Source organism: Streptomyces altiplanensis (assembly GCF_053591575.1).
Map to the genome: position 1 here is coordinate 86,772 of NZ_JBSFUB010000007.1, position 26,915 is coordinate 113,686.

Annotated in this window: 26 protein-coding genes and 1 pseudogene; 7 read left to right on the plus strand and 20 right to left on the minus strand. The window is 68.5% G+C overall.

Translation table 11 applies throughout. From position 1 onward, the window contains the following. Positions 1 to 8: 8 nt before the first annotated feature. The 8 genes from ACWD0Y_RS05180 to ACWD0Y_RS05215 form a co-directional block, all read right to left on the minus strand. Positions 9 to 1,757, minus strand: coding sequence for a relaxase/mobilization nuclease domain-containing protein (locus ACWD0Y_RS05180; RefSeq protein WP_450259102.1), 1,749 nt, complete (start codon positions 1,755 to 1,757; stop codon positions 9 to 11). 4 nt (positions 1,758 to 1,761) lie between these two features. Next, on the minus strand, positions 1,762 to 2,112 hold the full coding sequence (locus ACWD0Y_RS05185; RefSeq protein ID WP_450259103.1) for a plasmid mobilization protein: 351 nt from the start codon (positions 2,110 to 2,112) through the stop codon (positions 1,762 to 1,764). A 269-nt stretch (positions 2,113 to 2,381) separates the two neighbouring features. Next, entirely contained in the window at positions 2,382 to 2,606 is a 225-nt protein-coding gene (locus ACWD0Y_RS05190; protein ID WP_450259104.1) for a hypothetical protein, read from the minus strand. 103 nt (positions 2,607 to 2,709) lie between these two features. Next, a complete protein-coding gene (locus tag ACWD0Y_RS05195) occupies positions 2,710 to 3,738 on the minus strand; it encodes a DUF2637 domain-containing protein (RefSeq protein WP_450259105.1) in 1,029 nt (342 codons plus the stop codon). After that, positions 3,735 to 4,328 (minus strand): WhiB family transcriptional regulator, encoded by a 594-nt coding sequence (locus tag ACWD0Y_RS05200; RefSeq protein WP_450259106.1) that lies wholly within the window; start codon positions 4,326 to 4,328, stop codon positions 3,735 to 3,737. The genes ACWD0Y_RS05195 and ACWD0Y_RS05200 overlap by 4 nt, the downstream gene beginning before the upstream one ends. Positions 4,329 to 4,430: 102 nt before the next feature. Beyond that, positions 4,431 to 5,147 (minus strand): ATP-binding protein, encoded by a 717-nt coding sequence (locus ACWD0Y_RS05205; RefSeq protein ID WP_450259107.1) that lies wholly within the window; start codon positions 5,145 to 5,147, stop codon positions 4,431 to 4,433. Further along, positions 5,147 to 6,085 (minus strand): hypothetical protein, encoded by a 939-nt coding sequence (locus tag ACWD0Y_RS05210; RefSeq protein WP_450259108.1) that lies wholly within the window; start codon positions 6,083 to 6,085, stop codon positions 5,147 to 5,149. The genes ACWD0Y_RS05205 and ACWD0Y_RS05210 overlap by 1 nt, the downstream gene beginning before the upstream one ends. 2 nt (positions 6,086 to 6,087) lie before the next feature. After that, positions 6,088 to 6,435 (minus strand): hypothetical protein, encoded by a 348-nt coding sequence (locus ACWD0Y_RS05215; RefSeq protein WP_450259109.1) that lies wholly within the window; start codon positions 6,433 to 6,435, stop codon positions 6,088 to 6,090. A 530-nt stretch (positions 6,436 to 6,965) separates the two neighbouring features. Between ACWD0Y_RS05215 and ACWD0Y_RS05220 the strand changes: the two genes are divergently transcribed. Then, positions 6,966 to 7,865: a helix-turn-helix transcriptional regulator gene (locus tag ACWD0Y_RS05220; protein WP_450259110.1), complete on the plus strand. Its 900-nt coding sequence runs from the start codon at positions 6,966 to 6,968 to the stop codon at positions 7,863 to 7,865. A gap of 13 nt (positions 7,866 to 7,878) precedes the next feature. Here ACWD0Y_RS05220 and ACWD0Y_RS05225 read toward each other — a convergent pair whose 3' ends face one another. Genes ACWD0Y_RS05225 through ACWD0Y_RS05235 form a run of 3 tightly spaced genes read right to left on the minus strand, consistent with a single transcriptional unit; the run spans position 7,879 to position 10,650 of the window. Continuing rightward, the gene (locus ACWD0Y_RS05225; RefSeq protein ID WP_450259111.1) at positions 7,879 to 9,069 is read right to left on the minus strand and encodes an amidohydrolase family protein; all 1,191 of its coding nucleotides are present in this window, start codon (positions 9,067 to 9,069) and stop codon (positions 7,879 to 7,881) included. Positions 9,070 to 9,099: 30 nt separating this feature from the next. Next, entirely contained in the window at positions 9,100 to 10,203 is a 1,104-nt protein-coding gene (locus tag ACWD0Y_RS05230; RefSeq protein WP_450259112.1) for an MAB_1171c family putative transporter, read from the minus strand. Next, positions 10,204 to 10,650, minus strand: a complete 447-nt coding sequence (locus ACWD0Y_RS05235; protein WP_355108784.1) for a hypothetical protein — start codon at positions 10,648 to 10,650, stop codon at positions 10,204 to 10,206. A 393-nt stretch (positions 10,651 to 11,043) separates the two neighbouring features. Here ACWD0Y_RS05235 and ACWD0Y_RS05240 point away from each other — a divergent pair. The 4 genes and pseudogenes from ACWD0Y_RS05240 to ACWD0Y_RS05255 form a co-directional block, all read left to right on the plus strand. Continuing rightward, a pseudogene (locus tag ACWD0Y_RS05240) lies at positions 11,044 to 11,307 on the plus strand (helix-turn-helix domain-containing protein); the annotation flags it as partial. Positions 11,308 to 11,397: 90 nt separating this feature from the next. Then, on the plus strand, positions 11,398 to 11,853 hold the full coding sequence (locus ACWD0Y_RS05245; RefSeq protein ID WP_355109261.1) for an MmyB family transcriptional regulator: 456 nt from the start codon (positions 11,398 to 11,400) through the stop codon (positions 11,851 to 11,853). Positions 11,854 to 12,218: 365 nt separating this feature from the next. Then, entirely contained in the window at positions 12,219 to 13,925 is a 1,707-nt protein-coding gene (gene metG, locus ACWD0Y_RS05250) for a methionine--tRNA ligase (protein WP_450259113.1), read from the plus strand. A gap of 39 nt (positions 13,926 to 13,964) precedes the next feature. Further along, complete coding sequence (locus ACWD0Y_RS05255) at positions 13,965 to 14,480, plus strand: histidine phosphatase family protein (RefSeq protein WP_355108780.1); 516 nt, start codon at positions 13,965 to 13,967, stop codon at positions 14,478 to 14,480. Positions 14,481 to 14,513: 33 nt separating this feature from the next. Here the strand turns inward: ACWD0Y_RS05255 and ACWD0Y_RS05260 are convergent, their stop codons facing one another. The 9 genes from ACWD0Y_RS05260 to ACWD0Y_RS05300 form a co-directional block, all read right to left on the minus strand. Beyond that, positions 14,514 to 15,614 carry a glycosyltransferase family A protein gene (locus tag ACWD0Y_RS05260; protein WP_450259114.1) on the minus strand — a complete coding sequence of 367 codons (1,101 nt, stop codon included), beginning with the start codon at positions 15,612 to 15,614 and terminating at the stop codon, positions 14,514 to 14,516. A gap of 156 nt (positions 15,615 to 15,770) precedes the next feature. Beyond that, on the minus strand, positions 15,771 to 16,886 hold the full coding sequence (locus ACWD0Y_RS05265) for a glycosyltransferase (RefSeq protein ID WP_450259115.1): 1,116 nt from the start codon (positions 16,884 to 16,886) through the stop codon (positions 15,771 to 15,773). 12 nt (positions 16,887 to 16,898) lie between these two features. Further along, entirely contained in the window at positions 16,899 to 17,678 is a 780-nt protein-coding gene (locus ACWD0Y_RS05270; protein WP_450259116.1) for a hypothetical protein, read from the minus strand. 70 nt (positions 17,679 to 17,748) lie between these two features. Continuing rightward, a complete protein-coding gene (locus ACWD0Y_RS05275; RefSeq protein ID WP_450259117.1) occupies positions 17,749 to 18,705 on the minus strand; it encodes an NAD-dependent epimerase/dehydratase family protein in 957 nt (318 codons plus the stop codon). 10 nt (positions 18,706 to 18,715) lie between these two features. Further along, on the minus strand, positions 18,716 to 19,432 hold the full coding sequence (locus tag ACWD0Y_RS05280; protein ID WP_450259118.1) for a sugar phosphate nucleotidyltransferase: 717 nt from the start codon (positions 19,430 to 19,432) through the stop codon (positions 18,716 to 18,718). 9 nt (positions 19,433 to 19,441) lie between these two features. Beyond that, positions 19,442 to 20,437: an SDR family NAD(P)-dependent oxidoreductase gene (locus tag ACWD0Y_RS05285; protein ID WP_450259119.1), complete on the minus strand. Its 996-nt coding sequence runs from the start codon at positions 20,435 to 20,437 to the stop codon at positions 19,442 to 19,444. Positions 20,438 to 20,515: 78 nt separating this feature from the next. Next, positions 20,516 to 22,198 carry a pyridoxal phosphate-dependent decarboxylase family protein gene (locus ACWD0Y_RS05290; RefSeq protein ID WP_450259120.1) on the minus strand — a complete coding sequence of 561 codons (1,683 nt, stop codon included), beginning with the start codon at positions 22,196 to 22,198 and terminating at the stop codon, positions 20,516 to 20,518. A gap of 715 nt (positions 22,199 to 22,913) precedes the next feature. Continuing rightward, positions 22,914 to 23,642: an HAD family hydrolase gene (locus tag ACWD0Y_RS05295; protein ID WP_450259121.1), complete on the minus strand. Its 729-nt coding sequence runs from the start codon at positions 23,640 to 23,642 to the stop codon at positions 22,914 to 22,916. A gap of 2 nt (positions 23,643 to 23,644) precedes the next feature. Further along, entirely contained in the window at positions 23,645 to 25,033 is a 1,389-nt protein-coding gene (locus ACWD0Y_RS05300) for a helix-turn-helix domain-containing protein (RefSeq protein ID WP_450259122.1), read from the minus strand. A gap of 484 nt (positions 25,034 to 25,517) precedes the next feature. On the opposite strand from ACWD0Y_RS05300, the gene ACWD0Y_RS05305 reads away from it, so the two are divergent. Both ACWD0Y_RS05305 and ACWD0Y_RS05310 read left to right on the plus strand, forming a co-directional pair. After that, positions 25,518 to 25,712 (plus strand): hypothetical protein, encoded by a 195-nt coding sequence (locus tag ACWD0Y_RS05305; RefSeq protein WP_450259123.1) that lies wholly within the window; start codon positions 25,518 to 25,520, stop codon positions 25,710 to 25,712. A 244-nt stretch (positions 25,713 to 25,956) separates the two neighbouring features. Beyond that, a complete protein-coding gene (locus ACWD0Y_RS05310; protein ID WP_450259124.1) occupies positions 25,957 to 26,913 on the plus strand; it encodes a hypothetical protein in 957 nt (318 codons plus the stop codon). The last annotated feature ends 2 nt before the right edge of the window (positions 26,914 to 26,915 follow it).

Below are 26,915 nucleotides of genomic sequence, written 5' to 3' on the forward strand. Positions count from 1 at the left end.
GGTGCTGGTCAGCGCCGTGGGCCCGGCCTGCGGGTGCTGTTCGTGTCGTGGTGAGCCGTGGGCTCGGCTGCCTGCGGCTTCGGTGATCGGGGCTGCGGCGGGGGCGTCCGCGGGTGCGCGCGTGTGCCGGGCAGGTCCGCGGTGGCGGGCAGTTTCCCCATGCGGCGCAGGCGCCAGACGAGTACGTCGGTGACGTTGTCGGCGGTCTCCAACTCGCGCCCTTCGATCGCCTGCTGGAGCAGTGCGTCGGGGTCGTGTCCCACTCGTTCGGCTTGGGCGAGGGTGGCGGCGAGCGCCTCCCAGCCAGGCTCGCGCAGGACGTGGTCTGCCTGTCCGGGCAGTGCGGCTTCCACGGTGTGGGCGTAGCGGTCGCGTACGGGAGCGGGGAGTCGGCGTCCCTGTTCATGCATCGCCTTCATGGGCGTGGCGGACGCGGTCTGGTAGGCGGCGCGCAGGTGCTGCGCGGCTTGTCGGGCGGCGGCGGCCTGCTGGGCGTGGCCGCGGGCGGAGTGCCAGCGGATGGCGGCGATCGTGACGAGGACCATCGTGGACAGGAGCATCGCGGTGGTGCCGCCGTCCTCGCCTTTGCCGAGGGCGTTGCCGGCTCGGACGATGCCTCGTGCGGCGGAGCGGAGGGCGCGGTGGTCGGCGTGCTCGGCGCGGGTGTGGGAGCGGGTGGCGCGTTCGAAGGCGCGGGCGGCCTCGGCGAGTTCCTTGCGGGTGGAGGCCGGAGAGGTCTGGGCGACGGCGTCGAGGAGTTCGCCGACGCCGATGAGCTGAGCGGCGCCTGCCGCGTCGTCGTCCCCGGCGAGTACGGTGACGGCCTGCTCGGCGACGTGAGTGGCGTCTCGGCGAGCACCGGCTGGGCGAGCGGCCCGTGGGGCGGGGCCCGTGGTTGTCGTCGGCTCGTCCTCGGGCGGTCCGTCCGCGAGGCGTTGGCGGATCCTGGGGAGGGAGAGGTCGGGTGCGAGTCGGGAGCCGGGGAACCAGATGGGCTCGCCGTCACGGTTGCGGTCGCCGGGCAGGGCGACCTTGTAGCCGAGGATGTCGCCGGAGGGAGCTACACGCTTTTCGAGGCGAAGGCCGGCTTCGGTGAGACGGCGGAAGAACTCGTCCTCGTCTGCGGCGCCGGCCAGCGCCTGGCGGACGTGCTCACGCAGCGTTTCACGGGGCGGTTCGGTACGGCCGGTGCGCTCCGCCTTGGCGCGTTCGGCGCTGGTGGGGCGTTGGGCGGCGGTGCGGTCGCCTTCGTTGAGGATCTGCAGGCCCCACTCCTTTTCGATCTTGCGGCATTCGGCCTGGGCACGGATGCCGTCCTGGTGACGGCTGGGGCTTCGTCCGTCTTCGCGTTTGAGCGTGGCGACGATGTGGATGTGGTCCTCGGCGTGGCGTACGGCGATCCAGCGGCACGCCTTGTCGTCGCCTTCCTCGGCGATGCCGGTGGCGTGGACGATGCGGCGGGCGACCTCGGCCCACTCAGCGTCGGTGAGGTGCCGGTCGCCAGGGGCGGTGCGGACGGGGCAGTGCCAGACGTGCTGGGCGGGGCGGCGGTCCTTGGGGAGGGCGAGGACGGGGAGGTCGAGCCGGTCGGTGAGCTGCTTGAGGGTGGCGGCCGGGTCACGTCCGGGGTCGGGTGCGAGTTCCGGCATCCAGGCGGCGACGAGGTGCGGGTCGGTGTGTTCGTCCCGGCGGCCGGGTCCGTAGAGGTAGGCGAGGAGTCCGTACGTGCGGCTGCCGGTGGAGATGTCCGGGACCACGGTGTCAGCGCCTCGCCATCTCGATGGCGGCGGCCTCGACCCGTGCGGCGGCGCGCAGGACGCGGGCGACCGCGTCGTCGGCGTACTCCGGCCGGCCGCCGGAGTTGAGGACGCGGGCCACCTGGTTGAGGTTGTTGCCGGCGCGGCCGAGCTGGGCGCTGGCGGACATTAGCTCCTCGACCCGTCCGCGCTGGTCCAACAGCCATGCCCTGGAGTCGCCTTGGGCCTGGGCGACCGCGACCGCGGCGTCGGCGAGGAACCCGGCGGTCTTCAGACCGACGGCTTCGGCGGCACGCTTGACGATGTCGAGTTCGTCGCGGGTCAGGCGGACGCTGCGGACTTGGTCGCGGTGCACGCTCTGGCGCAGGCGGGGGTGCGTACGCGGCGCGGAAGGCGCGGCTTCTTCTCCCTCCGGCTGCGATCCGCCCTCGGTCGCGGCCCCACGGCCTGGCTCCCCCTGGTGCCGGGCCTCCCCCGCCCCCTGGGGGGTGGGGGCAAGCCCTTCCGAAACTCCTCCGCGGCCTGTGGCTGCGGAGGAGTTTCGGAAGGTACAGCTTGCTCGGCCTCGTGCCGGGCAGTGACCTTCCTCCAGGTGAGCGGGGGCGGAGGTCGGATCGGTGGGCGTCATCGGGGCATTCCGGAGGGGTCGCGGCGTACGTCGCGCAGAACCTCGGCGACGAAGTCGAGCGCGAGGACGGGGTGGTGGAGGGTGCGGGGTGTGCTCGTGGGTGTGCGCTGGACGGTCCAGGCTCCGTCGGGGCCGGGTTCGGCGTGGTGGAGGTGTCCGTACCGGCTGAGCACGGTGATCCAGGCGTCGGCTTCGGCTCGGGTGGCCGAGGTGGTGCGCATGGTGGCGGCTCCAGTGCATGTGTGGGGCGGGAGGGAGTCGTGTGCTCGGCGGGTGCGCCGGTCCGGTGGACGGGCCGGCGCACCCGCCGAGCGGGCTGTCCGGTCAGGCGGTCCGGGTGTCCGCAGCCTGTTCCGCTTCCTTGCGGAGGTGCTGCATCAGGACGGTCAGCCGGTCGTTCCCGAGGCCGTGTCCGTGACCGCGGATGGCGTCCGCGACGACCTTCCGGGTCAGGTCGCCGGCCTCGGTGACCGCCTGGCGGGCGATCGCGAGAAGCTGCTCGTCGGTGACCGGGGCCGACTTGCGGTCACCGGTGTCCGAGCGGTTGGCAGGGCCGGTCTCCTGGGCGGCGTCCGGTGTAGTGACCGGAGGCTTGGCCAGGTGCAGGCGGGGGACCTGGCGGGGTCTGGGGACGGGGTGTCCGCTCTGGTCAGCGTCGCGGCCGTCGTGCTCGGGCTCCGGCTCGACCGGCTTCCCCCGCTGTCCGGACAGGGTGTCCGGGGCATGGGCCTCCAGGGTGTCCGGCCCTGTGGTGACCGCCGCGCGGCCGGTGTCCGGGCCGGGCAACTCGGCGGGGTGTCCGGAGGCGACCGGGACTGGCCCTCGTCCGCGCCGGACCGGATAGGTGTCCGGGCGGTCATCGGTGACCCGATCCGTCCGGACACCGGGCGTCTCCGGGTGTCCGGACAGCTCGGCCTCAGCGGCCCGCCGGGCGATGAGGATGTACAGGTGGACGGCTCCGGCCAGGGCGAGCGGCGCCAGGGTGGACAGGACGCCGACGGTGACGTCGCCGAGCCGGAGCCCTGCGCTGCCGGGCCGCAGCTGGTTGAGGCGTACGGCGTGCAGGGCGTTGGCCCAGATGCTGGCGGCGGTCGCGGTACCGAACAGCGTCCAGACGTAGCAGCGGGCGGCGAGTGGGGCGGTGCGCAGGACCAGGAGGGCTCGCACTCCGTAGGCGATGAATCCGTCGATGACCAGAGGGAAGAGGAAGGTCAAGAATCCGCGGACATGGATCGCGGTGGCCATCTGCTGCAGGGCGTCGTACGAGAGCGCGCACCCCGCGCCGCCGAGGGCGACGACGGCGGCCCGGTCCCAGCCGTTGATCCGCGCCGGTACCGGCGCGATGTGGCTCACGCCGCCGTTCCGAGGTCGTCGCGGGCCGGGAGTTTGGCGGCGGGATTCTTCAGGACCTGGGGGGCGTTGTCGGGCGTCTTCGCTGCCTCGTTCGCCTTCTTCTGCTGGTCGACGGCGCGGTTGCGGATCTCGCGGCGGGTGCGGCGGTAGAGCTTCCCGGCGTGCGCCTCGGTGACCTTGAGCATCCGGGCTAGCTGCTCGGCGGGGATGTCGGCCTGGTAGGCGGCGCGGACGACTGCCTTGCGCTCGGCTTTGGTGAGGTGGATGTCGCGGCCAGCCAGGGCTTCGTTGACGCGGGAGTAGCTGAGGCGGCCCCCCAACTTGCTGTGCAGGGCCTCTCGCTCCTCTTCGGTCATGCCGCCCCGGATGCCGTCGCGGTCGCCGTTCTCAAGGGCGGCGTCGAGGCAGGTGCTGCGGACCGGGCACTGCGCGCACAGGGCCTTGGCGGCGGCGATGCGGTCGACCTCGTCGGGCTCGGGGAAGAAGAGCTCGGGGTCGACCTGGTGGTGCGGGGTCGAGCGGCAGGCGGCCCGGTCGCGCCAGGTGTGGTCGCCGAGAGCTCGGGGCTGCGGGGTGTCGGTGCGGTGCATGGGGATGTCTCCGTATCCCCCCGGGTCGCGTTTGGGCAGGGGCGGCCTGGGGGTTGGTGCAGGTGAGGAAGGCGGGCCGGTGCCGGCCGTCGCGGGGAAGGGTCAGGCGGCGCTGGCGGCGGCGATACGGCGTCGCTCGGCCGCGAGGGCTCGTCTGCGGTCGGGGCCGTCGAGGATGACCCGGTCGGTCATCTCGGTGAGCCGGGACGCGACGCGGTCACCGATGTGGGCCCGCAGGTCGGCCATGCCGAGGTTGGTGGTGATCAGGGTCGGGAGCATCGCGTTGTACCGGCGGTTGATCAGCCGCATCGTGATCTCCTCGGTCCACTCACTGGTCTTCGCGGCACCGAGGTCGTCGATGATCAGCAGCGGGCAGCGGGCCAGGTCCATCAGCTCCCGCTCGCCGTCGTGGCCGGGGCGGGGCCGCAGCTCCGCGTACAGGTCGGCGGCGGTGATCGCCTTCCAGCGCAGCCGGACCCCGGCGATCAGGAGCGAGCGGACCGCCCCGTACGCCTGGTACGTCTTGCCCGTTCCCGTCGTGCCGACGATCAGCAGCGAGCGGCCCTCGGCGAGCCCCGGTGCGCCTTCGGGCCCCGGACGTCCGCCCTCGGCGACTTCGCGGACCCAGGCGGCGACGGCCGGGTGGTCGGCGACGGCGGCTCGGTATCGGGCCGGGATGCGGGCCTGGGCCGCCTGGAGCGCGGGGAGGGGTTCCGCCAGGTCGGTGAGCTTGGCGTTCGGGTCGAGGCCACGCGAGGTCAGGATGTGGGCCAGGCGGCGGGCGATGCCGCCGACGGGCTGGGCGTCGTAGTCGCGCATCACAGCTCCTCGGCGTAGGCGGCGGCAGGGTCGGCGGGATTGGCCCAGGCCCGGTGACCGGGCACGCTAGGCCGGGATTCCGGCCGGACCAAACCGGCGCGGGTGGCGTTCATGGCCTCGTGGACGAGGCTCGGCAGGGTGCTGGGGTGTAGGCCCTTGGCGCGGTGGAGGGCCAGCCCGGCTCGGATGTGGCCGGGTTCGATGCCCTCCGCGAGGAGCTTGGTCGTCTCGCGGCCGAGGTGACCGAGGACGCCGCTGGGCGGGCGATGTGCGCAGGCTGCGGCGTACTCGGCGATGAGCTGCTGAGCCGAGGTGGTCTCCGATGCGCGGGCGCTCGCGCCCCCCGAAGGGGAAGATCCTTGATCCAGGTTCCTAGGTCCAAGATCCAGGGCGTGATGGCTCACCGCGGGTTCAGCACTCCCTCCGTGAGTGTTCAGTGAGGACTCACTGAATGCCTCGCGACCTGCGGTTTCGTGCGTTCCGGAGGATTCGGCGGGGATTCGTGCGTCCTCAGTGAGTCCTCCGTGAGCCTTCACTGAGGACTCCGGGACGTCTCCGTGAGCCTGCGACACTTCCGCCGTCGGCTTCCCGGCATCGTGCTTCGGGCACTCGGGGAGCCGGCTGCGGCTCGCGCGGTTGATCTTCTGGTGGCGGTACCAGGTGACGATGTGCAGGTACCGCTTGCCTCCGTCGTCCTCGTAGCGGCAGATCAGGTCGGCGGCGGCGAGCTGGAGCAGGTCGTCCTCCACATCGACTGGCGTGCGCCCGCCGCGAACGGCCCAGAGCTCTCCGCAGAGCGCGGCGGGCTGGTCACGGAGGCGTCCGTGGTCGTCGGCGCGGCTGATCAGGCCGAAGAAGGTCCGTTCGGCGTAGACGCTCACCTGCGCCAGGGACTCGGAGGTGAAGGCTTCGGGCTTGAAGGTTCGGATCCTCGCCACGGTCAGCGCCTCCCGTCCGCGACCGCGTACGCCTCGGCGGCGGGGCGCAGGACACCGGTGGCGAGGTCGAGGTCGTATGCCTCGTTCCAGTTCGCCTCGGGGTGGGTGCGCATCACCCAGCGTGCGGCAGTCAGGCCCTGGGCCCGGTTGAGGGCAACAAGGCTTCCCTGCGCGTCGTAGGCGCGAGCGTACGAACTGGGCCAGGTCCGTCCGGGTTCGCTCTGCGAGACGCGGATGGTGCGAGCGCCGGGCACCATGTCCGCGAGGAGGGTGGCCAGGCGACGCTGGCGGGTACTGGGGACTTGGGCGTGCGGGACGGTGTGCGCCCTTCCGCTCCGGGACTCGGGCATGCGAGAATTCCTCACTCGTAGGTGGAGTGGGACGGCCGTTCTCGTCGAAAAGGTCAGCCGACCCGCTCCGGTTATGGATCCGCCCCCTTCGGGTGGCGGGCTCGGCGTCCGGAAGCGGCTAACTTCTGGGCGCCGGTTTCATTTCCCCTGAGGGAAGCGCGTCCGTGGCGCTGGGTAACTCCTACGTCTCTCCCTTGTGTTGAGCCTGGCGGCGTTGCCGCCGGGGGACCAGCAACATATGCCTGCCCCTATCAACACTCCAGCGGATAGCTGGCGTTGATTCAGTTCGACGCCAACTCGACACCGTTCGTCGGAGTCGCGCAGCCCACAGCTCCCGCCGCGCCCCATTCGCCGCCCAGGCGAAGCCAGAGGCCCCCGAGCGCCCACCCTTGCCGCCACTCAGTCGGCACAAGCATGAAGGCGCCGCAGGGTGTACGTTGGACCCGTTGGTTTGCCAAACTGAACCTACATCGGTTTAAGCATCAGATCAACACATCGAACTTTCATCGATTTCGACAACCAGCATGGGAGTGAGCCGCGAGATGCCCGCCCGCCACTTCGACCGCGACCGGGTCCGGACGCTGCGGCGGTCCCGCGACATCACCCAGAGTGAGGTTGCTGAAGCGGTTGGTGTCGGCGGTTCCACAGTGGCCAGCTGGGAGCTGGGGACCTCGACCCCCGACGGGGAGAAACTGCCGGCGCTGGCGAAGTTCTTCGGCCTGCCATTGGATGAGCTGTTCCCCCGTGGCATCAACGAGCTGCCAGACCTCACCGACCTACGCTGCGACGCCGGTTACAGCCAGTACCAGACCAAGGACCTAACCGGGACGAAGAGCTCCGGCCCCGTTGCGAACGCCGAGCGCGGCAGGAGACGCCTCAGCGAGAAGTTCCACCGCCCCCTCGCCGATGCGTACGGGGTGACGGTGGAGGAGCTGCTGGCGGCACAGGAGCGGTCCTTCGGTAACGAGGTCCCCGCCCCCGCCGGTGCGACGCGCACGCCTCGCTCCGTGGCCGAGAAGATCACCTATCTCCTGGAGCACTCGTACCCAGGGGCGCAGGTCGCACCATCGGACGCCGAGATCGCGAAGGCGGTCAACGAGCACGCCGGTGGACAGGTCATCTCCGAGAACGGCGTACGCGCGCTCAGAACCGGCGCCGAGGCGGACCTCCCACCGATCGTCGCCGAGGGCCTGGCCGAGCTGTTCGCCGTCTCCCCCCTCTACTTCCAGCCCGACGACACCGTGGCCAGGCAGGTCGTCGAAGGGCTGCGTTTGCTCGCGGCTGCCCGCAAGGGCACCATCGGGCGAGTCGAAGCCCGGGGGCTGGGTCCTGAGGGGCTGTCGGACGACGTGCTGGCTTTCGTCAACCAGGTGGTCGAGGAGCTTGCGAGCAGAGAAAAGCCCGGGACCGCCAACGGCCCCGGGCACTGACTCCGCGCTTCTGTTACGCACTCACGGCAGGCTCGTAGCGCTTTCCTGCCGCGATCACGGCCTTGACCGCCTTCAGAACGCCCAGGTCGGCGAGCGGGTCGCCCTCCACCACGAGGAGGTCGGCGCTGTATCCGGTGGTGAGCTGACCGGTCACGTCGCCCAGACCCAGGGCGCGGGCCGCCTCCGACGTGGCCATGGCGAGGATGCGGCTGGCGGGCAGGCCGAGGTGCTCGTAGAAGGCGAGGCTCGAGGGCAGACCGTCGAAGCCGGACCGCTGCACGCCGGCGTCCGTGCCTGCGATCAGACGGACGCCCGCCTCGGCCATGCGGCGAACGGCGTCGAACATCGCCTCGGCACGCTCGGCACCGAAGATCTGAGGAAGCATCCTCCAGTGCGGGCTGACCGCGGGGCAGACGTGGATGCCCTTCTCGATGATCTGGGCGAGCACATCCTCGCGAACCTCGAACCCCGTGGGCGTCATCCACGTGCAGTGCTCGATGGTGTCCACTCCGGCTTCGACCGCCGCGACGATGCCGTCGGTGCCATGGGCGTGCGCGGCAACCGGCAGTCCCGCCTGGTGCGCTTCGTCGACGAGGGCCGCGAGCTCGTCCGGGGAGAACTGCGACTCCCAGCTCTTGGCACCGCCCTTCGTGAGCCCGCCACCGGTCTCCATAACCTTGACGACCTTGGCGCCGGCGACGATGTTGCGCTTCACCAGACTGCGGATCTCGTCCACGCCGGACACCTCGCCTCCCAGGAACCAGCAGTGTCCTCCGGGCGGAGTGACGGGCGTCCCCGCCGAGACGATGCGCGGGCCGACAGCCGTCCCGGCGGCTACCTGCTCGCTCAGACGCAGCGCGAGGCCGTTCCGGTCGCCCAAGTCGCGGGCGGTGGTGACTCCGATGGCCAGCAGCTGTTCCGCATGGGCCTTCATGTCGACGAACAGCGCCTCGTCGTCCTGGCTCTGGAGTGTGGCGACGGGATCCTGACCGGCGTCGAAGCACAGGTGCACATGGGCGTCGATCAGTCCCGGCAGCACGGTCGCGCCAGGGAAGGACAGGCGTGGCTCGTCGGGCTGTGCCTGACGCTGCACTTCCTCGCGCGGGCCCACGCAGGTGATGGTTCCCTCACGGACGAGGACGGCGCCGTCGGCGATGGCGCGGGCCTCGGGGCCGGCCAGGACGCGGTCTGCGGTGATCAGCATGTTCGGGTCTCTTTCGGTCGTAGGTGGGGGTCAGCTGCGGAGGCGCAGGGCGTCGGACATGGCGAGGAGTTCTTGCAAGTCGGCCTCGCGGCTTCGTTGCCTTGGGAATGCCAGCGGCCTTGGCGGGGTGGGCTCGGCCGACGCGCGCTGGTGGGCGTGGACGGCATCGCGGAGCCGTTGCGCGAGATGCTCGGGACTGTCGTCGAAGCCGATGGTCGACAGGTGCGGACTGATCTGCACCAGCCCGTCCCGGCATTCGACGAGGCGTCGGTGGTAACGGCGGTGGACCCCGCGAGCTCGCCACCGGGCACGCCAGGACAGCGAGCCGGTCGGGAGCACCAGGTGCGGGAAGGTTTCGACCATCAGCGTCCACAGTGGTTCGAGCTGGCGATGCGCACGGCGGTGCTGGAGCCACAGGCGGTAGCTCGAGATCCGTGTACGCACGCCGGGGTACGTGATGCCGAAGACGAAGAGCAGGATCGACACGACCAGCAGGAGCGCCACCGCCGACATCAGCGGCCCGGGCACGGAGCCGCCGCCCCACCGAATCGCGACAATGACGGCGCGGACAGCGCAGGCAACCGCCATGGCGGACATGCCTGCTCCGGCGACCCAGAGCCCGGTGGAGTGGGGCTTGGCAGACATACGGGCGTAGCGGCGGGTCCAGCGTGCGGCCGTCGCCAGCGCGTACATCAGGTAGACGCCGGCGACCAGGTAGAACACGGCGGCCTGCGGAATGGTCATGTCGGTGGTGGCGAAGCTCCCCACGAAGACCTCGTGGGGAACGGTCACGGCCGCACCAATGATGACCGCGGCCACCAGGACGACGAGGCCACCTTCGCGGCGGGCCCGACGCCTACCGACCCGCTCGTCCGCGGCGCTGTACAGGTAGAAGCACATCAGGAAGTACACGGTGGCAAGCAACAGCACGTTCTGCGCCAACTTCGCCGCACCGTGTCCGGCGACCGTGTCGAAGCCCGAGGCCCCGCCTGGCATGGCCAGCGGGTACGAGAGCGCGGCGCACACGAGGCACAGGGTGACCGACCGCAGGGGCTTGTCCCGAGGCGCCTTCGTCAGCTGATACAGCTTCCACACGACTGCGGCGACCAGGCCGAGGAGGAAGACGAGAGTCATCTACAGCCACCCCTGCCGATCGCCCAGGGCCGCCTGCACCCGCCGTGCGGCGATGTCGTCGCTGCTCTCCGTCGGTGTCACGTGGTCGAGCACCGAGGCCCACTCCCCGACGATCGTCGCGACCAGCTCGGCCTCCCACTCTTGTTCGGTGTCGTAGGTGCACCGCTGGAGCGCCCGCTGGATCGCCTCCGTCCTGAGACTTGGCAGCAGGGCCTGCCACTGGTCGGCCGCGACGGCGGGACCACGGTGGTCGGCCAGCATGTGCCCGACCTCGTGCAGCACGATGTGGTCCTGGTGAAGCGTGGTCGTCTCACGCTGGAAGATGATCAGGTCAGCGGTGGAGGTCTCGAACCAGAGCCCCAGCGGTCCGGGCGTCGGCAGCGGATACGGCCGCAGCTCGATGTGCCGGCCGCGGCTTCGCGCGAGCGCCTGGCACAGATCGGGCACGCTCAGGGGCGGCCGAACGTCGAGCGACCGCAGGAGCCGGCGGATCCTCTTTTCGAGTTCGCGGCCTCCGACACGACCGTTTCCGCCGTATCGCTGCCGAAGGCCAGGGCGGACCGGCCCCCTGCGGTTGCCGGATCTCGCGGATGCGCTCTGCGCTGAACCAGGTTGGGCTGTACGCCACCACATGGCCGGTTACCCCTCACTCATGCCGTGTTTGCACAAGCCATCCTGCACAGGCACTTCCGCCACTCCGAGTGGCGCTAGTGGCAGCTGCGGGCCCTCCGACCCATGCAGAGCATCGCGACCGTCACACCCTGCACGCACCACAATTGCAGAGATAATTGGACGCAACGCCATGTTTCATGCCCGCATTGGGGAGTGGAGGAGTGGTACATGGGTGACCGAGTCCACACTTCAGGAAGTCCCCTTTCGGATAATCTCGGCCGACTCCTGAGGTACTGGCGGGAACGCCTTGATCACCGGCGTATCCCAGGGGTGGATGCTTCGCGGAGACGGCTGAAACCGGGACTAACCCAGGCGGAAGTTGCCCACCTCACGGGGGTCGCGGAGTCCTGGTACCGGCAGCTGGAGGGCGACAGACCACGCCCCGTCTCGGAGGATTTCCTCCAACGACTGGCCATGACGTTGCGGCTCGACGAGGCCGAACGGGTGATCCTTTTCCAGCTGACCCTCGGCCGGACTCCTCCGCCGACCGAGCCAATCCCCGATCCATGCGCAGATGCGAACATGCAGGCTGTCCTGGACGCTCTCCTGCCTCACCCCGCGTACCTCTCGAACCTGTGGTGGGACATCCTCGCCCACAACCAGCCACAGGAGGACTGGTTCCCCTGGCTCCCGTACGAACGGAACCTGATGCGCTTCGCCTTCCTCTTTCCGGAGGCGCGCGAGCAGCTCGTCAACTGGCGGACCGACTGGGCTGACCCATTCCTCGCCCAGATCCGCTACGCCATCGCCACGCATCCGAACTGCAAGGAACTGGTCCGCCTGCGCGACGACATCCTGGCGGGAAACGAGGAGGCCCGGGAGCTGTGGGCCGCGAACCAGGCCAGGGCACACCCCGACGGCGACGTCCGCCGCTTCCGGCTCCCTTACCACCAGGGCGAAGAGGTCCGCGTGCAGATCATTGCCTTCGCCCCGCTCCGCAACCCGGACCTCCGGGCGGTGGTCTTGCTGCGAGTCTGACGTCGCCTGGGCCCAAGCCCGTGTCGCAGAAACTCCGCCGCCAATCGTCTGGCCAACGGGAATCACGGCCCCTGTGGCGCGGCTATCATGGCGTTGCCCGGGACGCTCGTCGTTTCCGGGCCTCGGCCGCTTGGGACTCGCTTGGCCGCCTGTCCCGAGCGGCCGACGTATATGCGGTGCCGCATCGCATCAGACTGAAAAATGCGGTAAGGCCACGTCCTGCTGATTGGATAGGATGCAGGCGGCCTGCAAGGAGACACCGTCACGCTCCGTGTCCGAATGGTGTACGTCGGCAGGACCTCGACCTCGACTCCATTGCCGTGCCGCTCATGGTCCACAGCAGTAGAAATTGGGAGCATCCAACGATGACTCGACACCTGATCACCAGCGCGCTTCCCTACATCAACGGGATCAAGCACCTGGGGAACCTGGTCGGGTCCATGCTCCCGGCGGACGTCTACACCCGGTACCTGAAGCAGAGGGGCCACGAAGCCCTCTACATCTGCGCCACCGACGAGCACGGCACCCCGGCGGAGCTCGCCGCGAAGGACGCCGGGCTGCCGGTCTCGGAGTTCTGTGCTCAGCAGCACGACGCCCAGAAGGCGGTTTACGACGGGTTCGCGCTCGACTTTGACTACTTCGGCCGCAGTTCCTCTCAGCAGAACCGCGAGATCACACAGCATTTCGCGCGGAAGCTGCACGAGAACGGCTTCATCGAAGAGCGGGCGATCCACCAGGTCTTCTCCATCGCTGATGATCGCTTCCTTCCCGACCGTTACATCGTCGGCACCTGCCCCCACTGCGGCTACGACAAGGCCCGCGGCGACCAGTGCGAGAACTGCACCCGTGTCTTGGACCCGACCGACCTGATCGAGCCCCGCTCCGCGATCAGCGGCAGCAGCGAACTCGAGGTCCGCGAGACCAAGCACCTCTTCCTCCTCCAGTCGAAGCTGGACGGCGAGGTCGAGTCCTGGATCGACGACAGCAGCGACGAGTGGCCCCAGCTGGCTTCGTCGATCGCCCGCAAGTGGCTGACAGAGGGCCTCCATGACCGGTCGATCACACGCGACCTGGAATGGGGAGTGCCCGTTCCCGCCGACACCTGGCCTGAGCTGGCAGCGGAAGGCAAGGTCTTCTACGTCTGGTTCGACGCCCCTGTCGAGTACATCGGGGCGACGAAGGAGTGGGCGGACCTGGAGCCGAGCACGCGGGACTGGAAGTCCTGGTGGTACGAGGCGTCCGACGTTCAGTACACCCAGTTCATGGCCAAGGACAACGTCCCGTTCCACACGGTCATGTTCCCGGCCATGGAGATCGGAACCCGCGAGCCCTGGAAGCGGGTCGACCACGTCAAGGCCTTCAACTGGCTGAACTACTACGGCGGAAAGTTCTCCACTTCGCAGCAGCGGGGAATCTTCTCCGACGCTGCCCTCGAACTCCTGCCGGCCGACTACTGGCGCTACTTCCTGATGGCAAACGCGCCCGAGTCGGACGACACCTCCTTCACCTGGGAACTGTTCTCCTCTTCGGTGAACAAGGACCTGGCTGACACCCTCGGCAACTTCGTCAACCGTGTGCTCTCCTTCTCGCGCAAGCGGTTCGGTGACACCGTCCCGGCGGGCAAGGCGGCCGGCCAGGCCGAGCAGAACCTGGGCGAGGAGATCGCGCGCCTGCTGACCGAGTACGAAGGCCACATGGAGACCCTCCAGTTCCGCAAGGCGACTCAGGCGCTGCGGGCCCTCTGGAGCGCGGGCAACTCCTACCTCGAGGAGAAGGCCCCCTGGCTGGAGATCAAGACCGACCAGGAGGGCGCGGCGCTGACTCTCCGTACCGCCATGAACCTGATCCACCTCTACGCGGTCGTGTCGGAACCGTTCATCCCCGCTTCCGCACGGGCCATGCGTGAGGCCTTCGATCTGGCCGATGACACCGCGACGTGGGTCACCGCAGAAGAGGCCCGAGCCCTGGCTTCCGTGCCGGCAGGTACCGCGTTCTCCGTGCCCCCGGTTCTCTTCGCCAAGATCACCGACGAGGACCTCGACTCCTGGCGCTCGCGCTTCGGTGCGCAGTAAGGCGGGTTGCCAATGGACCGGGGTCGGCAGGTGTTCCTGGTGCGTCACGGAGAGGCCGACTACGATCGCCTCTCCGCGTTCGCGCCCGTCTATCACGGCGGTCGCCGTGACTTCGCGCCCCTGACCGACCTCGGCATCCGCCAGGCGGAAGGCGCTGCCGAACAACTCCGAGACGACCGCCCAGAAGTGGTGGTCGCCTCCCCCTACGCGCGCACCTTGCAGACAGCCGCCCTGATCGCCGCGCGACTGGGCTGCGAGTTGCGTGTGGAGCCGGCACTTCATGACTGGCTGCCGGTCCGGGACGGCGCCGCCTCCGTCACCGGCCAGATAGTGCGCGAGAAGATCGAGGAGTACGAGGCATGGAGACGCTCCGGCCTCCTGCCGCCCGACCGCACCTGGGAGACGGACGAGGACATGGCGGCCCGGGTCCGTGGAGCTGTCTCACGGCACGTCACGCCGGGACCGCTGGTCGTCGTCACCCATGAGGCCGTGATCAAGTCGGCTACGGGTGCCGACGTGGTCGACCTCGCCTCCGTTCACCGGCTCACTCGGTAGGGGCGGCCTCTCGCCGCCCCTACCTCACGCCACTTAGTTGGGCAGGAGTGAAGCGGGCTGTCGTCCGCGGAACTCCGCGAAGGCTTCCAGGACCCGAGAGCCGTACGTCTCCGTGAGGTCCGTGGCCAGGTCGAACAGGTGTCGCGGTTCAGGAAGGAACCGCTCGGCGTGCCAGCGATTGATCGTCTGGTTCAGTTCGCCGGCGAGCCTCCCGAAGTAGGCCGCGTTCCTCCTCAACAGCTGCGGGCGGGTGAGGCACGGGGTGAGGAGGTAGTCCCGCACGCAGTTCAGGAGCAGGTCCTGGTAGTTGATGTCGTCTGCCGCCTGGTCGAACTTGATGTACGCCTCGGGTGCTACCTCTCGATAGGGGAACATGTCCGTGTCCTGAAGGGTCCGACCCAGCTGGATCTCAGGCTCGGACACGAGTCGCCGAGGGCTCGTCTGCCACCACGGCGCCCGCACGTAGGCGACGCGGAACGCGTTGAGCTCGGCACGGAACATCAGAGGGAGCCCCGCGATCAGGATCTCGCGCGTCGCGCCCGCGTCGTAGTGCTCCCGGCGGAATCCCCCGAGCTGCCTGTAACAGGCGGCCGTGATCCCGAACCCCGGCGCGCACACGGGTCGGCCGAAGTCCTCGTAGACCTGGGTTGTGAACAGACACGTGCTCTCGTCGACGCCCAGGGACTTCGTCGTGTCCGGATCGAAGAAGATCGTTCCGATCCGCTCCACGTAACGGGAGGTGAGCGTGGGGCACCAGGACCAGAGCACCGGGTCCATGTAGCCGGCGGAAGCGACGACGTCCGCCCCTGCCTCCACCTCGTCTTCCAAGGCTGACAGCCATCCAGCGGGGTAGGTGGTGTCCGCGTCGGCGCTGACCAGAATGGCGGGCGGTTCTTCCTGCCCCATCAGGTAGTCCATGCCGTGGATGCGCGCAGCCACCGCCGAGGCGGGATCGAGCCGCAGCAGGGTGACCTGGAGGCGAGTCTGTGCGGCGAACTCGGCGACTTGGGACGCCGTGTCGTCGTCGCTTCCGTTCTCCACGACGACGACCTCACAACGGTCCTGTACGTCCTGCGCGGCGAGGGTCTGCAGGGTCCTGATGACGAACCCGGACTCGTTGCGCGCGGGGATCACGATCCCAATGGCGCTCCGTCGATCGCGTTTCACAACTTCCTCAACCACGATGGTCATCCCTTCGCTGATCACGATTGCGACCTGTCGACGTCGCGATCGGCCCACGAGAACGTGGACACGCACCGACGTCACCGAACTGTTCTGAAAGGCCCTCAGCTATGAGACGGACTCCTTCAAGGCACGTACCACGGCGTCGAAGAAGCGGTCGGTGAGTTCGTCCGCGAAGGCGAAGACCTCCCGTGCACCGGGCTGGAGATGGGCGTCCCTCCACGAGGCGACGGCCGTGGCCAGTTCGTCGGCCGCGCTCCCGAACGTCCCGGGGTTCTGGAAGATGCGCTCGGGCCGGGTGATGCACTGCTGTAGAACGTAATTCTTCACCACGTAGCGGCGCAGGGCCTCCATGTTCAGTCGCGGGGCGAAGTGGTCCAGCCACGCGTACTGGTCGTCGTTCTGAGAACGGAAGTTCTCGATCTCGCCGAGGTAGCTGCTGCCGGAGAACAAGGCTTCCGGTTCGTGGAGAAGCCGGCGCGCGCTCGTCTCGTAGGCCGGCTCTTCGACGTAGGCGATGTCGATGCCGGCGAGCTCCGCACGGAACATGAAGGGCCAGCCGACCGCCGGGATCTCGTCCTGGCCGTCCGCGTCGTAGTGCTCCGGCCTGAAACCCCCGAGCTTCTGGTACGTCTCCGACTCGATGACGAACGCGCAGTCCGACACGGGACGGCCGAAGTGCCTGAACAGCCGGGGCGTGAACAGGGGACGGTCCTTCGTCGTCACGTACTCGTCGATGATCTCCTGAGGGAAGAAGACCGTGCCGATCTCCTCGATGTAGCACCGCGTCAGGGTGGGACAGCGGCGCCACAGCTCTGTCTCGAAGAATCCGGCCGTCGACACGATCGTGGCGCCCTGTGCGAGCTTCTCCTCCACTGCGGACAGCCAGCCAGGGGGCAGGACGGTGTCGGCGTCCCCGCTGACGATGTAGTCGACCGGCCTCGGCCTTTCGAGCAGGTGGCCGATGCCGGCGTTGCGAGCCGTGACCATGGAGCGGGCGGGCTCGGAGACGACGCTGCACCGGAGGCCGTCGAATCGTGCCGCAGCTTGGGCCACGGCACGGGGTGTCTCGTCGTGACCAGGGGTGTCAGCGACGACGATCTCGTAGCGGTCCCTGGAGACGAGATCGCCCTCGGGGGCCCGCTGGAGGGCAATGCTCTCGATCGTACGGCCGATGGTCTCGGCCTCGTTGTACGTGGGGATGACGAACCCGAATCGGGTCATCGGCGAGTCTCCTTAGCTCCGGGAGTTGGACGAGGTTCGGTCGCTGGTCAGGCTGTTCGCGAGGTGCCAGAAGGAGTCCGGGCTGGTGGTACGAGCGAGCCGGGTGACCGCAGAGGGTGCCCTGGTCAGCGCTTCGGCGAGCCGTGGGTTCCTGCAGGCGATGACACCGGAATCAAGACAGACCTGAAGGAAGGCCCTGCCGTCGCGAGCTCGTTGAACGGACGTGGCGATTGCTCTCGCGTGCGCCGCGTCGGCCTGCGTCCCGTGGAAGTCGTCGGCCGAGTTCCACTCGGCGGCGGCCTCTACGAGCTCACGGGCCAGCTGTGCGAGCGCGCCGACCTGTGTGTAGTCGACGTCGTATTTGGCGCTCAGCTTCACGAGTCGGTTGAGCAGTAGGACGGGGTTCTCCGCGTCCATCGGGCTGACGAGTGCGAAGGAGTCCGTCGTCTGCCGCCCCACGACCCTGTATGGATCGACGAACGTTCCCGCCGGGTGTTCCCATCGGACGCATTCGACGTCGAAGTGGCCGATCTTCCCGAGGTCATCCAGGAAGTTCACGTCCACCGTCATGCCGCGCCATCGGACGTCGAACATGATCACGGGCTCGGTCATCCGGATCAAGTAGTCACGCGCGGGACCTACCTCCTGGACGTCGGGGTGCTCAAGGAGCCTCTCTCGGCAGCCGGCGGCGTGGGAAAGGGGGCCTGCGGCGACATCGACGTCCTTGGGAGATCCCGGCGACGCGCTGAGCAGATCACGTGCCGCTCCCCCGTAGAGGACGAACTTAGGCATGTCGAGGAGGTCAGCGAGGTCGCTGAGGAGATGACGATGGGCGGTAGGCAGTGGTTGCCCACTCGGCAGACTAGTCAAGGGGACTCCGTCGATCGGGACCGTCGGCCCGCGCGGTCGGCATGGCGGTCGCGGCGTTCCAGAGGTCGCGGAGGGACTCGGGCAGTTCGTATCGCGGCACCCACCCGAGTTGTCCTTTCGCGACCTCCACGGCGGCCTCCTGCCAGGCGAGGCCCTGGGAACGGCGCGAAGCGAGAGCACGGCGCTCCAGCAGTCGTGCCTGCACTCCGCTGACCTCTACGAGGCGTCGTACGAGATCGCGGACGCTTACTGCCTCACCGCGGGCGATGTTGACGATCGGTGGCGGCGCCTCGTGTCTCACGGCGAGAAGGACGGCGGAGGCCACGTCGCGAACGTCCACGAAGTCGCGGCAGGCGTCCAGTGGGCCGGTCTCCACCTGCGGGTTCGGGAGGTTCCGCTGATGGGCTAACTGAGCACCTAACCCACCCAGAACACTGCTCTCGGGGCTCATGGGACCTACGGGGTTGAAAACGCGGAGCACTGTTCCTCGGATCGCTCCTTCGTCGATAGCCTCCAGTACGGCACCAGTCGCAGCAAGCTTCGTCCGGCCGTACACGCCACTGGGCGAGCAGACCGCGCCTTCCGCGACTGCTGATCCCTCGGGCTGGAGCCCGTACTCCGCTGCTGATCCGATGTGGACGACCCGCGGCCTGCCGGGGACCCTCGCGGCGGCGCCGAGAACGTAGCGGGCCAGACGGACGTTGCTCTGGACCATCGCGCGGATGTTTCCCTGGGTCGCGCCGGCGGCGTTGATCACGACCTGTGCCTCGCTGCCGGCCAGCGCGGCAGCGAGGGCTGCCGCACTGGGGCGTTGGGGCAGGAACTGCACGGTGATCCCCTCCTGAAAGGGCGCGTCGGGCGGTCGGCGGCTGAGGATGGTGACCTGAGCGCCGTCCTCGGCGAGGGCCCGCGTGATGTGCGTGCCGAGGTAGCCGGCTGCTCCCAGCACGGCGACACGCTCAACCCGCATGCGGCAGCAGAAGTGAGCGCAACTGGGGGAACTCCTCGTTGGCCCGGGCGTAGTCGTCCGGGCGGCCGATGTCGAGCCAGTACCCGTCGAAGATGTGGGCGCGTGGCGGTGTTCCTCGCTGGACGAGGTCGTCGAGCAATCTGTCGAACCCAAGCGGCTCTCCCGGTGAGTAGGCCTTCAGCACATCGCGGCTGACGGCGTACACACCCATGCTGACCTGGTAGTCGAGGACGGGCTTCTCCCGGATCCCTGCGATGATCTCGCCCCGGACGTCGAGAACGCCGAACTCCGTCGCCAGGTGTCGGTTGGCGACGGCCACGGTGATCGGGGCCGACGAGCCGGTGTGGGAATCGAGGAGCTTCGCGAAGTCCAGGTTGGTGAGCACGTCCCCGTTCATCACCAGGAAGTGCTCGGGCAGCTCGTCGCGGAGGTTGGTGAGGCAGCCCGCCGTGCCCAGGGGCTCCTCCTCCGTGACGTACCTGACGTCGAGGTCCCACCGGGAGCCGTCGCCGATGCACGCCCGGATGAGATGACCCAGGTGGCCGATCGCCAGTGTCAGTCGGCTGAAGCCCTGCGTCTTGAGCTGTCGTATGACCACTTCCAGGATCGGGTACTCGTCGCCGATCGGCACGAGGGGCTTGGGCAGGTACGACGTGATCGGGCCGAGCCGAACACCGCGGCCGCCGGCCAGGATCACCGCGTGCATGGGGCCTCCTCAGATGGCGTAGGTGGTGCTCCGGAACTGGGCGCGATTGGAGGGCTCCGAGAACCACTTGACGGTGAGCTCAAGTCCCTCGCGGAGGGTGAATTGCGGGGACCAGGCCGCCGTGGCCCGGAACAGCCCGCTGTCGCAGACCAGGCGCGAGACCTCCGACGAGTCGGGGCGCACTCTCTGGTCGTCGGCCTCGACCCGCAGCGGGATCCCGACGATCTCGCTGATCAGGGCGACGAGATCGCCGATGCTGATCGCCTCGCCCGAGCCGACGTTGAAGGTCCTTCCCACCACGGCTTCGTGGGGGGCCGTGCCGGCGGCGAGGAAGGCCGCTGCCGTGTCTCCGCAGTAGGTGAAGTCACGGATGGGTGAGAGGGATCCGAGATGGATGGGCCGGCCTCCCTCCAGGGCCTGGCAGATCACCGTGGGGATCACGGCCCGGAGGGACTGCCGAGGTCCGTAGGTGTTGAAGGGGCGCACCGTGACGACGGGGAGTCCGAAGGCATGGTGGTAGCTCTCGGCTACGCGGTCGGCACCGATCTTGCTCGCGGCGTACGGCGACTGGGCGGTCTGGGGGTGGTTCTCGTCCATGGGCACGTACTGGGCCGACCCGTAGGTCTCGCTGGTCGACGTGTGCACGAGCCGGGGAGTCCCCGCAGCCCGCACGGCGTCCAGCACGTTGAGCGTTCCGAGCACGTTGGTCTCGACGTGCATGCGGGGCGCTTCGTAGGAGTGCGGAACGGACACCAGGGCGGCGAGGTGGTACACGGTCCCGCATCCCGCCACGAGCTTCGTGACCGTGGCCGCGTCGCGGACGTCTCCCGGTACCACCGTGACGTTGTCCAGAACCTCCGTCGGGAGCGTGTCGAGCCATCCGCGCGTCCCGAAGGAGTTGTACTGGTTCATGGCCCGGACGTGGTGCCCCCTGGCGACCAGCTGCTCGACCAGGTGGGATCCGATGAAGCCCTCCGCTCCCGTGACTGCCACGTGACTGTCCATCTCCGCTCCATTCTGTGAAGAGGTCGGAGGGCATCGGTGCCCTCGGTGAGTACCGCTCGGCTGGCGACGCGGCGTCGGTCACGCGGCTCCTGCACGCCAGATCTCGTCGAAGACGGCCTTGCGCTCGGCAAGCAGATCGACGGCTTCCTTCATGTGCTCCCGACCGATCAGGGGTGTGGTCGGGTAGAACTTCAGCCCCGAGATCGGCTCGCCGCTGGCAGTCGCGAGGTACTTGCTGCTGAAGGAATAGACGACGCCGCCGCCGTTGACGTCCATTCGGGTTTCGTTGTCCCAGGTGAAGAACGCCTTGAGGTACGCGTTCCCCTCCCGGACCATCTGGGCGGTGGAAGCAGCCGGGTCGTGAAGCTCTCTGTGTGCGTCAGGGGTTCGGTGTGGTGCGTAGAGGCGCACCATGGTCTGGTAGCCGAGCGCGTGGGGGTTCAGGACATCCATCCCGCTCCTCGCCCCCAGGCTCTCCCGGAAGTAGATCGCGGCATCGACGAGCCGGGTGAGGATCGCCGCGTACCCGTTGCGACCGAGGCTGTGCAGACTCGCGACTGCGGCAAGGGCCTTGCCTCCCGCGCGGGAGGTCTCCAGGGTGTAGTCCACTGGCGATACCGCACTGAAGTCTTGTGCCAGTTGGTGGAGTTCGGCCGGTGATCCGCCTCCCTTCCGCAGCCGGACGCAGTCGCTCTTGTCGTTGAATTGGATGAAGCTGCAGTCGATGGGGCAGACGCCGACGCCCTTGTGGAAGTCCACGCCCCACGAGTCGGCCGACCGGAGCGCCTGCACGCGACGGTGCTGCTCGCGCAGCGCATCCGCGGCAGGGGACGCCGGCTCAAGGGCGCTGAGCGCGGAATCGCTGAGCATGAGCCACGCCCAGCCGACCACGGAGTCCACGTGGAGGTGCGGTTTGTAGGGGAGGTCGTAGTCGGCGGTCAGGCGATCCCGGAGTTCGGCGAAGGCCGCGATGTCGTCGACCGCGTGGTCGTAGGTGGTGCCTCCGTTGATGATGATCGTGGCGACCCGATGCCCGGCTTCGAGTTCGTTCCTGATGAGCTCCTCGGCTGCGGCGAGATCGCTGCGTCGCTGCCGGTCGGCGGGGATCACCACCAGCTGGTCGGCTCCGATGCCCAGCCAGTCCGCCGCTGCCGCGTGGGAGAAGTGCGCGTCCTCCGTGATGACGACCCGTACATCACTCGGCGTTCCGGCGCGTACGGACTCCGGCGCGCATTTGCGTATGCCGGCCTTGATTCCGTATGCCATGGTCCCGGTCCCGCCGAAGGTGAAGAGTCCGAAGGCCTGACCCGCCGGTACGCCGGTGAGCCGGGCGAGTACGTGGCTGACCGCACCCTCTGCGGCGACGACGTTGCCGGCCAGCCCGTCGTTGATGAGATAGACGTTCGTGTCGAGCGCCACGGCGTACATCGCCGAAGCCGCCACGTTCACCGCGGCGCCGAGGTTGTACTGGACCTCTGGCGACCTCCAGTTGACGGCTCCTGCGAGAAAGTCCCTGGTCATGGCTCCGATCAGGTCCCCGGGCCTCGTTCCCGGGTCGTCCGGCAGATCGCCGTAGAACCGGACCAGTTCGTCGTACTTTCGGTATCGCGCACCCGTGGCCGGCACTCGGGGGGAGTCCCCCTCCGGCATGAGCTCCGCCAGGGAATCGAACGCCGTCTTGCACAGGTCGAGGAATGGGCTCTCTCGATGGGACAGCGGAAAGAGCGCCCGGGGGTCGGTCTGTCCGTTCTCTGCGTCCATAACTCGCGCCTCCCAAAGGCTGCCGATGCGCCCCAGTTGCGTCGGAGAGCCACCGGTCCACCATCGACGTCGTTCCGCTACGCGATCGACAGCACGACCGCGGGGATTGAGTGCGACAGGTAGGGCTGGTTCCACGGCGTGTGCGCTCCGACCGAGCCGCAAGTCTCGCTGCGGGGATGCGCATGGGCATATCTCTGGAGTGATATCGCGAGGGTTATGGCATCTCACGGGTCGCCCACCAGGGGGCGTCCGGCTTTCTCGGCCGAGTCCGGCTACGTCCTCGAGGGCGTGCTCCCACGTCCGTGGCCGACGCCCCATGGGCAGTCGACTGGGCACCGCCTACACGCGGGGGGGCGAGCGGACGGCTCGGAAATGACGGGGTCGTTCACTCGCCGAAATATCCCCACTCGTCCCTGATGATGCGCCGCCACGCCTGTTCCTCACTCCGACGACGTGCGAGGCGCCGCTGACGAGCCTCCACGGACATCGCGATGCCGAAGGCCACGAGGACCACGAGAGCGAAGGCCGCCCAGACACCGAACAGGGACGCAAGAAGTAGCGTTCCGCCCCCGAAAAGAAGCAGACCTATGGCAATCGCACCAGGCTCGTTCACACCTGGCGGCGTCATCCGTTCTGTGTGTGCCGACCAGGGCGAACCTTGGCCGACGAGTCGACGCCAGTGCGGCTTCGCACGGCCTCCCACCTCCGGTACGAGTCAGCTGTGCGGCGAGACGACGCTTGCGATGGCGTCATGCAGCACCTGCAGGTTCTCCAAGGTCTCGAGAACCACGTCGGCCCCGGCGTTCCTGAGAGTCGACGCCGAGGTCTTCCCTGACGCGACCGCGACGACCGCGGCGCCACCTTCGAGACCCGTACGGACGTCTTCAAGCGAGTCACCGATGATGACGCTGTTGGAGCGGGTGAAGATCATCCCGTGCTTAGCCTGTGCGCGCTTCTGGGCGATGGCGACGAGCGCCGGCCGGTGGGGGTCGTCGGAGGCGAAGCCGCCGATCTCCACGTCTACGTATTCTCCGAGCTCGAAGGCGCCGAGCTTCAGCACGGCGTTCGGCTTGAGGTTGCCCGTGACGACTGTCGGCACGTAGCTGGGGTGGTCGTGGACCGACCTCAGCGCCGCCACTGCGCCGGGCATGAGAACGCCTTGCTCTCGCAGGTCGTCCGTATGTGCGGCGAGCCGTTGTGGAACGAGGTCCACCATGCGCGGCAGCAGGTCGGGAACGTCGTCTTCCGGGACTCCGTTGTCCATGAGGAGTCCTCGGATCGCGAGGGGCATCGTGACGCCCGTACCCCGAGCCGGGAGGTGCTCGGCAGGGCGTCCGACGACTTCCGCGAAGGCCTCACGGTAGACCAGCCGGTCGATATCGCCGACGTAGAGCAACGTACGGTCGATGTCCCACAGGACGAGGACCTGCTCGGCCTCGGTCACGTTCAGCTCCTCGTTCCGGTCACGACAGCGGCACGCTCCAGTAGATCCCGAGCGTAAGGGGTGTGGCTCACGGGCTGTAGATCAGCCAGCATGCTCTCGATGTGTTCGTTCAGCCGGGCCGACTGGAGCTGCTCGGCGAGATCCAGTGCCTCGTGTGCGGTGGCGCATCCGGCGTCGATGTCACCCTCGCGGATGTGAGCGGAAGCGGCCCGGGAGAGGAACAGCCCTCTGGTGCGTTGCTCGGCCGGATTGAGCGCCTTCCGCGCCTTGGTGAAACTCGCGACGGCCTTGTCCGGCGCGCCCAGGTCCAGATAGCAGCTGCCTGACTGCCCGTGGATCTCGCCGGCGTTGATCCAGTACAACCAGCGCGGGTCCTGCTCGGACCGGCCTCGGGCACAGAGTTCCGCAGCCTGGCCGAGCGCGGCGACGGCCTCCTCCTGCTCGCCGAGCTTCGCGTGCCCTCGCGCCTGTCGGGTCAGCAACATGGCTTCCAGTGCTGGCGCGTCAAGGCCCTTGACCTTCTCTCGGGCAGCTGATGCCGCGATCACCGCGTTACGCGGGGACCCGGTCGAATAGCCGTGAATGGCCATGTAGGAGAGGGCGCCGGCGCCCAGCCGGACGTCGCCTGATGCCTTGGCGGCGCGGAGCGCAGCAAGCAGGTAGCCCTGAGTGCCGTCGTGGTCGCCGGAGTCGAACGTGAACCAACCCGCCTGGGTGGCAGTGTCCGCGATGATCGCGGCCAGTCGTCGGCCCGTTTCCTCGCCGTATGAGGCCTGCTGGACGAGACGCTTGAGGAATGCCAGGTGTGCGTCGCCGAGTTCGGCGAGGGTGCCGCTCCCGGTGCTCGCGTCCATGGCACGCAAGCTGTCCGTGGTCTGTTGCAGGCTGTCGAGCAGCCCGTCGGTGAGTCGACTTCCCTCTGCCGCTCGTACGAGTGGCTCGGCTTCGGCGGAGCCCCATTGGTGAACGAAGGCGGTGAGCGCCATACCGCTCACCGTGAGGAACTGACGGCGGTCCATCGCGCTGCCTCCAACCACTGTGCCCAGTGCCGCCACCATACGGGCAGTGGTCCACGGCAGAAGAGGGTCCAGGTCGCCGGCAACCAGGTCGGACGGCTGCGACAGTCCGGGCGCGTGGCGTGGAAGCGGGAGCGGTACGAGTTCGGCGGGCACACCGAGGCCGCCCAGGAATTCGACGATCTTGTCGATGTTGGTGAGGCGTCGCCCTCCCGACTCGAGCATGGATAAGAACGCCTGGCTGAGCCCCGTGAGCTGCGCGATGTCCTCTTGCCGAAGGGATCCTCGCTGGCGGACCAGTCGACTGGCTCGGCCGAAGTCCCAGGCCGCGAGCGCCTGGCGGACATCAGGATCGCACCATACGCGTTCTGGCACGGTCGCAGTGTGACGATCCTGGGCGTGCACGCGGGTACACGCGGAACACAGTGCGTCGGAGTTGTACTGACTCAAACGACAACCGCACCGAGAACAGCGTCTCGGCGACTGCTGGAGCACCTCTTGCCTCCCCGTTGAGCGAGAGCGTGCGGATTCAACTACCCCTGGTGAACCCAGGATCACTCCAGTGATATCACCCGGGAAATGTGTGCGCCGGGGATTCGGCCATCAGTCTGGGAGCGCACAGCAGCCCACACGCCCAAGCAAACAGTCCGAGAACGTGATCACCCGGACGGGCCTGAATACGTGGAACTGCGGTGGTACATCCACTCATCGTCGCCTTCTCCAACGGAGTCCAAGGTGCCCTCAGCCTTACTGACAGAGTTGGCGGGAATCCCGCCTCCGACACGAGTCAGCCCGCGCGACGCGGGACCGGAGCAGCTGCCGGGAGCAGCGGGAGTGCACATCCGCCGGAGGGCTAACGATGACCGTTAGCATCTCGGCTGTCGTGCTTCTCTCGATCCTCGCCTTCCTGCTCGTCCGGAAGGCCGGACTCAAGGTTGGCCACGCCATCGTCTGCCTACTTCTCGGCTTCTACCTCGCCAATTCGTCGATCGCGCCGACGATCAGCGAGGCCGCTACGAGCGTGTCCCGATTGATCGGCGGGATCAGCTTCTGAGGGCTCACCCCGGGCTGAGTCGAATCCCGCACATGCCGATCTCGTCGCGAGAAGACCGCTGCTCTGCTCCCCCGCCGCTACGGGGTGGCCGCTCTGCCCGGCTGCGAGTCATTCGACCCCCACCTCAACTTCCCCCCTGGCCGGCGGACTCATTCTCCGGAGGCACGAAGGTGACAGCCGACATCGCTGTCGAGCATGTGGGGGCTTTGCCGTGCTCGTCCGAGACCCGCAGAGCGAGGCAGCCGTGAGCCAGCGGTCCGTGTTCGACCGGAATCCGGCCGCCCACGACCGCCCATTGCGGACGGCGGTCGAGGACGCGGCGATGGGACGCTGGGAAGGTGCCCGGGAACTTCTTGCCGCGACGGGGGCGGACTGGGACCGCCGTGTCTTCCGGCTCCAGGTCCTCGCCCGCGCCGGAGCACGCCTGACCTTCGCGGACACCTGGGCTCAGGCCGAACCCTGCTCGCCGAACGCCTTGGCCCTCCTCGCCCATGTGCAGGCCCTTCGGTCGATGGCCGGCGGTCGAGGCCGTGGGCGCAGCGAGGCGATGGAACAGGCGTGGGAGCTGTGCGACGCCGCCGCCGACGCCCTGCCTGCGGACCCGTCGCCGTACATCGTGATGCTCGCTCTGCTCCGCTTCCATTCTCCCGACCGCGATCGGGCCTGGCGGGCCACCGTACGGCAGGTGTGGGAACAGGTGGAGCAACGAGACCCATGGAACCGTGAGGCGCACCACGAGCTGCTCACCTACATGTTCCCCGCCTGGCACGGCACGGGCGGCGAGATGTTCCACTGGGCCCAGGAACGGTGCGCGCACGCACCCCGGGGCCTGCCGCTGCACGTCCTCCCCCTGGTCGCACTCGCCGAGTCCCACCGGCAACGGATGGAGAAGGACGGCGACCGATACGGGCTGACCATTCACCCCTGGACGGACAACCCGTCGACCCAACAGGCGTGGGAGAACTGGTGGGTCTACCGGGCGCCTGCACGACCCCACGCCGGCTTCCATGAGGACGCCAACTACCTCGCCCACGCCCTGTCGTTCGCGAACAGTCACTGGGAAGCCGCTGAGGTCTTCGACGCCATCGGCCCGTACGCCACCGATGTGCCGTGGAGTTACTGCGGCGACGCCCAGACGCTCTTCTCGCGGCACCGCGGCTGGGCGATGAAAGCGTCCGCACCCTACCCGCGGCGGCGTTGACC